The 7,570-nt window shown below is 49.6% G+C and carries 7 protein-coding genes; all 7 read left to right on the forward strand.

What is annotated here, in order from left to right; translation table 11 throughout:
- Positions 1-672, forward strand: a 672-nt coding sequence (locus OEM52_12340; GenBank protein ID MDK9700928.1) for a YggS family pyridoxal phosphate-dependent enzyme, incomplete at its 5' end; no start/stop codon positions are given.
- A gap of 64 nt (positions 673-736) precedes the next feature.
- Positions 737-1,336 (forward strand): DivIVA domain-containing protein, encoded by a 600-nt coding sequence (locus OEM52_12345; GenBank protein MDK9700929.1) that lies wholly within the window; start codon positions 737-739, stop codon positions 1,334-1,336.
- On the forward strand, positions 1,329-4,673 hold the full coding sequence (ileS, locus tag OEM52_12350) for an isoleucine--tRNA ligase (GenBank protein MDK9700930.1): 3,345 nt from the start codon (positions 1,329-1,331) through the stop codon (positions 4,671-4,673). The genes OEM52_12345 and ileS overlap by 8 nt, the downstream gene beginning before the upstream one ends.
- 231 nt (positions 4,674-4,904) lie before the next feature.
- Positions 4,905-5,303, forward strand: coding sequence for a TraR/DksA family transcriptional regulator (locus OEM52_12355; GenBank protein ID MDK9700931.1), 399 nt, complete (start codon positions 4,905-4,907; stop codon positions 5,301-5,303).
- A complete protein-coding gene (gene lspA / locus OEM52_12360; protein MDK9700932.1) occupies positions 5,300-5,845 on the forward strand; it encodes a signal peptidase II in 546 nt (181 codons plus the stop codon). The genes OEM52_12355 and lspA overlap by 4 nt, the downstream gene beginning before the upstream one ends.
- Complete coding sequence (locus OEM52_12365) at positions 5,842-6,579, forward strand: TPM domain-containing protein (GenBank protein ID MDK9700933.1); 738 nt, start codon at positions 5,842-5,844, stop codon at positions 6,577-6,579. Before lspA ends, OEM52_12365 begins: the two co-directional genes overlap by 4 nt.
- Positions 6,580-6,656: 77 nt before the next feature.
- Positions 6,657-7,397, forward strand: a complete 741-nt coding sequence (locus OEM52_12370) for a hypothetical protein (protein ID MDK9700934.1) — start codon at positions 6,657-6,659, stop codon at positions 7,395-7,397.
- The last annotated feature ends 173 nt before the right edge of the window (positions 7,398-7,570 follow it).

Here is a 7,570-nt window from a genome sequence, read left to right on the forward strand (position 1 = left end):
AAGGCGTTCCAAGCGCGTCTCCGAACAGTTCGCGAAATCAATTCGCGGGCGTTAGAAACCGTTCGAGTGATCGTAGTCACGAAGTTTCACCCGGTATCGGAGATGCAACAGGCGATTGCCGCTGGAGTGACTGAAATTGGTGAGAATCGGGTACAAGAGGCAGCCAGCAAGAAAAGTGAGCTTGCAGGCTCCCATTTACGTTGGCATGGCATCGGACAGTTGCAAACGAACAAAGCGAAAACCGCGATTGAGGTCTTCGATGAGTTACATGGGATCGACCGGATCGAATTAGTTGATAAACTCGGTCGCGCCTCCGCGGAATTGCAGAAAACGGTTGCATGCTATTTGCAAGTGAATGTTACCGGAAAAGTTGGACAAGGCGGTTGTAGTCTAAGCGATATTCCCCGGTTATTGGATAGTATGAATGGCTATCCATTTCTCAAACCGGTTGGTCTAATGTGTATCGCATCGCTCGAAGAAGAAGTTGGAGTAGTTGGCATTCGTAATGAGTTTGCCGCTGCCCGCAGTTTGCGTGACCAAATGATCACCGAACAACGACTACCCGAATATGCCGGATTATCGATGGGGATGAGCGGCGATTGGGAATATGCTATCGCCGAAGGGGCAACGCTGATCCGTATCGGCACAGCCATCATGGGTAATCGAAGTTAGGTAGGTTCGAATCCGCTCCGGAATTCGAGTACCATAGTCAATCAATACAAGGAACGATAAAACCATGCGACTATCTGTGCAGGATATTCGAAGACACAATTTCAGCCGTAAGATGCGCGGGTTTGACCCCATCGAAGTTGGCGCATTCCTTGAATTGGTTGCACAGGAAATGGAACTCGCCCAACGCGACGTAACCGACACCCGGGTGAAATTACAAGTCGCTGAAAGCGAATTGGACGAATTCCGGAAGCGGGAGAGGGCGTTGCAGGACGCACTAAAACATGCCCAAGAAGCGTCTCAGCAGATGATAGATGCGGCAAAACGACAAACTGATTTGTTGATGCGGGAGGCGCAATCCGATGTCGAACGGGAGAAGTGGAAAGGCCAGCAAGAGATATTGCGGCTACAGGATGAAGCAGTAAAATTGCAATTACAGAAAGACCACTTCCTTCGCCGTATTCGTCATATTTTGCAAGCAGAACAAGAGTTGTTAGAAGTGTTGGCGACTGAGTCTCCGTTGATTGAGGCTATCCCGGTAGTAACCACCGAACCGCAATCCGATTGGACATTAACCCCGGTAGATACTCCAGTAGAAGAAAATGGCAGAAAACGCACCACAGGAAAGCCGAGTGCGCGAAAGACAGTAGAAAAAACCGATGAGTAACGAGAAACATTACAAGAAAGCCGAAGTACGACCCAATTTTCCTCCAATGGAGGAGAAATGGCAACGGGTTTGGGAAGAAAAAAAACTGTTCGACGTAACGAACGAAATCCATGAACACGACGATCCGTGGGTTTTCTTCGATGGGCCGCCCGGCACCAACGGGTTACCTCACGTCGGACACATGATGCAATCCGCATTGAAAGATGTTTGGCCGCGATTTTGGACGATGCGTGGTCGTAAAGTCATACGCCGCGCAGGATGGGACACCCACGGCTTACCGGTCGAATTGACCGCGGAAAAAGAACTTGGCATTCAATCGAAACGTGGCATCGAAGAATACGGCGTACAAAAATACATCGACTACTGTCGTCAGACGGTCTTTCGTTACAAATCGGAATGGGAGACCGCGATCCGCCGGATTGGCCGGGAAATCTCCTTGGATGACGCGTATGCTACCTATCGTGAACCATACATCTTAACGAACTGGTGGTTCCTCCATCGCGCGTGGCAGACGCAAATCAACGATACCGGCGATTTGCAATACAGCGCGAATCCGATTCCCGGGTATCGCCGGTTGTTGTATCGCAATTACCGGATTCTACCGTATTGCTGTCGTTGCGGCACTGCGCTGGCAAATTTTGAAGTGTCACAAGGGTACAAAACCGTTGCCGATTTGACGCTGTTTGCGAAATTCCGCACCTTCGACGATCCCAATACTTTCTTTGTGGCGTGGACGACAACCGCATGGACACTGCTCTCCAACGTAGCGCTCTGTGTCGGTCCCGAGATCGAATACGCCATCATCGAATTGAAAGCCGACTCGAATGCCGGAAAAGCAGGCGAAAAACTTATCATCGCAGTGGAACGGCTGGAAGCGCTCAAAGCATATATTCCCCATTACGAAATCGTTGGACGCAAGACCGGCGCTGAGTTATCGGGTACGAAGTATCATCCGCTATGGGATTGGCAACGTTCCGATAAGGATCATTTCGTGATCGCCGATTCTTATGTAACAACCGAAGATGGTTCTGGGATCGTCCACCTTGCTGCCTACGGTGAGGATGACTATCGCTTGATCCGGCAGTATGGTCTCTCGCTGGTACAAAACGTCGACGAGAACGGTTTTGTTGTCGCTACGATCCCGGAATATGGCGGACGGTTTTTCAAGGCGAAGAATGAAAAGGGCGACACTCTACTCGACCTTGACGTCTTGAAAGACCTGCATGGTCGCGGACTCTTGCTTGCTAAAGAAAAAGTCGAGCATGAGTATCCGTTCTGTTACCGCTGCGATACGCCGCTCATGTACTATGCCCGCGCCGGTTGGTTCCTGCGGATGACCGATTTAAAACCACGCCTACTCGAAGGGAATGCTTCGATCAATTGGCAGCCAGAACATATTCGCGACGGTCGGTTCGGCAATTGGCTCGCCAATGTGATCGACTGGAATTTCACCCGTGAGCGGTATTGGGGCAGCCCTCTCCCCATCTGGACGAATCGACTACCCGGCGACGCCGAGCAGCTTTATTGTATCGGTTCGCTGGCGGAGCTAAAACGATTGGCAATCGATCCGATCCCGGAGAACTTCGATTTACATAAACCGGCCATTGACGAAATTCGCATCAAGCATCCCGAATCCGGAGAAATTCTGTTCCGTGAAAAATTCGTGCTCGATAGTTGGTTTGATGCCGGTATGATGCCGTGGGGTCAGTGGGGTTATCCGAACGAACCCGGTTCGGTGGAACGGATCGACGGATTCGACCGTCAGTATCCGTGCGATTTTATTTGCGAAGCAATCGATCAAACCCGCGGTTGGTTTTACACGTTGCTCGCCTGTTCTGTCATCTACCGAACTACGGTAGAAGCGGAAAATACAACGCTACCCGAAGGAGATAAGAAAAAAGTTCCACCCCATTCGAGTTACAAAAACGTCATCTGTACCGAACTCGTCGTTGACGATAAAGGTCTCAAGATGTCGAAGTCGAAGGGGAATGTGATCAATCCGGAGAAGCTGTTCAATAAGTGGGGCGCTGATCCGGTGCGTTGGCAATTCTACAGCTCGAATCCGTGGGCGGTAAAGCGGTTCGGCGATGCGACCATTGAGGAAGGTTTACAACAAGTCCTCCTGCCGGTCTGGAATGCCTATGTGTTTTTCACGACCTATGCTGAAGCGGATGATTGGCATACTGAGCAACGAACCGATCAATTGACTCCGATGGATCGTTGGATTCTTTCGCGCTTACGGCACTTAGTGGAGACCGTCACATCGGCATTAGAGAATTTCGATGTCGCTCATGCCGCCGATAGCTTCGCATCGTATCTTGATGAGTTGAACAATTGGTACATTCGCCGCAGCCGACGGCGGTTCTGGAAGAGTGAAAACGATGGCGATAAAAACGCTGCGTTCACGACCTTACATACCGTTCTCCATACGCTGTCGCGGATGCTTGCGCCATTTGTACCACACCTCGCCGAAGAGATTTATTCCGGGATCGCATTAACGGAACCGGAGAACAATATTCGCGAATCGGTACATCTTACGAAATGGATGGACGCCAGCGAATTACCCGACCGTGACGAGAAGTTGGAACAGCAACAAAAGAAGTTGCGCGAAGTCGTTACGATGGGACATAATCTGCGGCAGAACCAAAATTTGCGGGTTCGACAACCATTAGCCGAATTGAAAGTATTTCATAATGCCGACGATTCCAGTGAATTGAAAGTATTGGAAGAAGAGTTCGGGATCATTCGCGAAGAGCTAAACGTTAAAACTGTGACGTTTGTTACGACTTCCTCCGAATTGGTATCGTTTAGCGCAAAACCGAATTTGAAATTACTTGGTCCGCGCCTCGGCAGTAAACTCAAAGCGTTTGGCGAAGCGGTGAAAGCGTTGCCAACGGAGGAGCTGGCGAAAGTCCGTGCCGGGGAAACGATTACGGTTGCCGGAGAAGCGATCACCAACGCCGATTTATTGATAGAGTGCGTTGCTGCGGAGGGGTGGGTCGCGCGTGCCGATGGCGATTGGATCGTCGCATTGGATACCCGGCTAACCGACGAACTTCGTGGAGAGGGATTTACCCGGGAAATTGTCAACCGGATTCAAAATACCCGGAAAGACATCAATTTAAACGTATCGGATCGTATCACAACGAAATTGTCGGGATCCGATTATCTCAAATCTTTGCTCGATAATCCAGTCACGATTTCGTATCTCAAGAATGAAACCTTGAGCGTTCAAGTGGAATACGTTTCAGCATCCGGCAGCGACGCCAGCGGGCATGTCGGTACACCGGAGATGATTAACGAAGAATGGGTCGGTTGGGAGATATCCCGCTCCTGATTTTCGGTAGGACGGACACTCTTGTCGGTCTTGGTACCGGTATGATAAACCACAGTTTCATCAGTTCAACGTATTATGTAAGATGGCACTTGGTTACATTGATTTCCGCCAGCGAGATAGTGGCAATCAAACGTAGCAATAAACTTTGAGTTTTTCAGTAAAGTTGTTATGGCGGTTGGACTTAGTTAGGTGGGTGTTTCCCGCCCATCGCAGTTGAAAGGGGAATATATTATGACAGACAAGAAACCTCGGTTGTACAAGCCGGAAGATGCACCGCATTTCAAGCAGCTCTTGATTGAACGTCGAACCAAGATTTTGAAGGATCTCGGCTTCATCGAAGAAACTGCGATCAAGAATTCCTTGCAAGACTACACCGGCGATCAATCGACCTATTCGTTTCACATGGCGGATCAAGGCACTGACGCCCAAGAACGGGAAAAGGCAATCATGTTTGCCGGACGCGAAGGCAAATACTTGACCCAAATCGATTCAGCACTCAAGCGGATCGAAGATGGCACGTATGGTGTTTGCTCTACAACCGGCCAGCCGATTGAATATGCCAGGTTGGAAGCGATTCCTACCACGACGAAATGTGCGGCTGCCAAGTTATCGGAAAATGAGCGATTGTGATTGATGTGAAGACTGTAGTTAAGAATACTCCGAAAGCGGCAGTGCTTTGGTATCTGTTCGCATTGGTTTGGATTGCCTTGGATCAATGGACGAAGTATCTGGCAATTCACCATCTGAAAACCATCGCATTCAAACCGCTGATGGGCGACCTCTTGCGGCTCAGCTACGCGGAGAATACCGGGATGGCGTTTAGTATCTCGATTTTTCCGCCCGTGGTTTTATTGTTGGTGAACTGCATAGCCGCAGTTGTGATCGCAGTGATTATATGGCGAGTTCCGCTTGGTTTTGTGAAATCGGGAGCGCTTGCTCTCATCATGGCAGGCGCGTTGGGTAATGCTATCGACCGGTTCCGGTTTGGTTATGTGGTCGATTTCATCGACGCCGATTTTCCCGATTTCATTATGCACCGATGGCCAATCTTCAATCTTGCCGATAGCGGCATCTCCATCGGTGTTACTTTGTTTGTTCTGTTGGTTTTACTGGAAAAACCGAGTCCTGAATCAAAACCGCTCGCGACGAAAGTGTCCGATCCAACCTCATGAAAAAAAACTTTTCATTTCTAATCGTTTTCCTTTTCCTGCTGGGTACAGCAAGCTTCGCCATCACAATTCCTCCGAAGCCGGCAGGCTTTGTCAGTGATTTCGGCAAAGTCATTGATGATGCTCAACGCACACGGATTGAGCAACTTTGCGCGAGTGTTGAGAAACAATTGGATGGAATGGAGATTGCGGTCGTAACAATCCCAACCCTCGATGGTTCAACGATTGAAGAAGTTGCTGTCAAAGTATTTGAACAGTGGAAAATCGGCAAAAAAGATAAAAACAATGGTGTTCTACTCATCGTCTCGGTGAAAGAACGCCGAGTGAAAGTCGAAGTCGGATACGGTTTAGAACCAATTCTCACCGACGGAGTTGTCGGTGAATTGCTGGATCGCGGTTTCGTCAACACCTTCCGCTTGACCCAAAATTATGGTGAAGCGGCATATAACACGGTCACCTTACTTGCACTTCGCGTCGCAAAGATTGAAGGAGTTAAGCTCGAGGGGGTGTCTCCGCAAGCGGCAAAACGTGAAGAATCGGGCAAGAAGCGCGTTCCTTCGTGGTGGTGGATTATTTCGTTCTTGTTAATTTTCTTTTTCCGGCAGAAACGCGGTGGGATGTTCTGGTTCCCCGGCGGCTTTGGCGGTGGTGGTGGGTTCGGTGGCGGCGGTGGTGGTGGATTTGGCGGTTTTGGTGGCGGTATGTCAGGCGGTGGCGGCTCTTCCCGCAGTTTCTAATGTAGTTTTTCTCATTCGGTACGAGTGATAATCCATTTGTAAATGGAATAGAAGGATAAGTTCAATTGGATAATCTCATGACCCGTTGGTTTCGCAAATCGGCACCTTTGGAAGAACGGTTGCGAATCGTTACGGAACGATTCCAGCAATCGTTCGGTCCCTCGCTTCGCTGTATTCTGCTCTACGGTTCAGCACTGGGGACAAATTGGTCGTCCGAACATTCTGATGTAAATCTGGTCGTCGAATTCGATCAGGAAGATACCGCAGCGCTTGATTTAGCTGTCGGACTCCGGCCGATCCTCCAACAGCATAACATCAATTGCCAATGGTTTAACAAGGATGGCATTATACGCGCAGCTGATGTTTTTCCCATCGAACTACTCGACTTGAAGTTGCATCGCAAAGTATTGTTCGGCATCGATCCGATGGAAGAGGTTGCGATTTATCCCTCCGATCTTCGGCTCGCTTGCGAACGATTGGCACGTGAGCGGTTGTTGACTTTGCGTACCAGTTACATTGCGTGTGCCGGCGACGAGAAGCTATTGCGTTCTTTGCTGTTAAAATCAGCGCCGACTTGGAGCGCGCTATTCCAAGCAGTGCTGTATCTAACCGGAACGCCGGTTCCAACGGACTTACGGGAACGGGCAGCCATCGCGTGCGAGAAACTTGGCTTCGAAGCCGGCGCGTTCCTTGCCCTATATGAATGGCGTATTGCGCCCAATAGTGGCGATAGCGCATTCCTGATGCAATTGTTACGAAGCTATGTTCGCTCCGTAAAACAATTAGTAGAGTTTCTCGATCAATGGAGTGAAGTATGACAAATACACTTTCTTTCCCATTTCGTAAGCAACGCGGTGCCGCACTCGTTTGGGTTATCGTGGGCATCGTTCTCTTTATCGCATTCTTGCTTTTCGGATGGGTACAAAATAAGTATAACGGCCTGGTCACCTCGGATGAAGGGGTGAAAGCGGCATGGTCGCAAGTTGAGAAC

This window comes from bacterium (assembly GCA_030247525.1).
In the GTDB taxonomy this organism is placed as follows: domain Bacteria; phylum Electryoneota; class JAOADG01; order JAOADG01; family JAOADG01; genus JAOTSC01.

Coding starts and splice junctions, on each gene's coding strand:
- OEM52_12345 (MDK9700929.1), top strand. CDS start 737: ATGCGACTATCTGTGCAGGATATTCGAAGACACAATTTCAGCCGTAAG.
- ileS (MDK9700930.1), top strand. CDS start 1,329: ATGAGTAACGAGAAACATTACAAGAAAGCCGAAGTACGACCCAATTTT.
- OEM52_12355 (MDK9700931.1), top strand. CDS start 4,905: ATGACAGACAAGAAACCTCGGTTGTACAAGCCGGAAGATGCACCGCAT.
- OEM52_12365 (MDK9700933.1), top strand. CDS start 5,842: ATGAAAAAAAACTTTTCATTTCTAATCGTTTTCCTTTTCCTGCTGGGT.
- OEM52_12370 (MDK9700934.1), top strand. CDS start 6,657: ATGACCCGTTGGTTTCGCAAATCGGCACCTTTGGAAGAACGGTTGCGA.